Annotated in this window: 1 protein-coding gene; it reads left to right on the forward strand. The window is 27.3% G+C overall.

What is annotated here, in order from left to right; genetic code table 11:
- The first annotated feature begins 210 nt into the window (after positions 1 to 210).
- On the forward strand, positions 211 to 768 hold the full coding sequence (locus EC396_RS12845; RefSeq protein WP_129367007.1) for an STM3941 family protein: 558 nt from the start codon (positions 211 to 213) through the stop codon (positions 766 to 768).
- Positions 769 to 811 lie beyond the last annotated feature (43 nt).

Below are 811 nucleotides of genomic sequence, written 5' to 3' on the forward strand. Positions count from 1 at the left end.
CCTTTTGAGGTTCATAACAATCCTAACATCAAATATAAATCGTATCGAAAAAAACATGTAAATTTACTCGAACTTAAAATTTAAGAACTGACCTAGTTCAAATTATTTTTTTGCCTTCTAAACGGCTAAAAAAAATATTTTGAACGGTTAAAGTAACCAAAAAAATGGTCAACCTATTTCAGTATAATACATCACTCATAATCAGACAAGTTGAATAATAGAATTGAAATACCATTGAGCAAAAAGAAGATAATATTACTATCATTAGCTTCAATTGGATTTGTTGTTTTCGGAATTTTGTTTGTTTATGACCCACAAATTTTTGTATCAGAATACCGAGTTAGATTCAAAATATTTAATAATCCAGAAATGATTAGAATTATTGGAATAGTTGCAACTCTTTTTTTCGGAATAGCTGGAATTTATGGAATTAAGAAACTATTTGATAAAAAAATTGGTCTGATTATCGACTCAAAAGGAATTACAGACAACTCAAGTGCTTTAAGTATTGGTCTAATTGAATGGGAAGATATTAACAGAATCAATTTAACAAGAGTAAATTCTATCGATTTTCTTATGATTATAGTTAAAAACCCTGAAAAGTATATTGGAAAAGCAACAAACAGAATACAAGCGAGATTAATGAAAACAAATATGAGTATTTACAAAACGCCACTTTCGATTACATCAAATACTCTGAATTTTGACTTCAGAGAACTCGAAGAATTAATACAAAAAGAATTTAAACGAAATAAAAACGTTGGGTAACAACTCATAAAATTTATGCTTACATTTAAACTAAATAACGAAC

Origin of the sequence: Lutibacter sp. HS1-25 (genome assembly GCF_004121075.1) — a bacterium.
Taxonomy (GTDB): domain Bacteria; phylum Bacteroidota; class Bacteroidia; order Flavobacteriales; family Flavobacteriaceae; genus Lutibacter.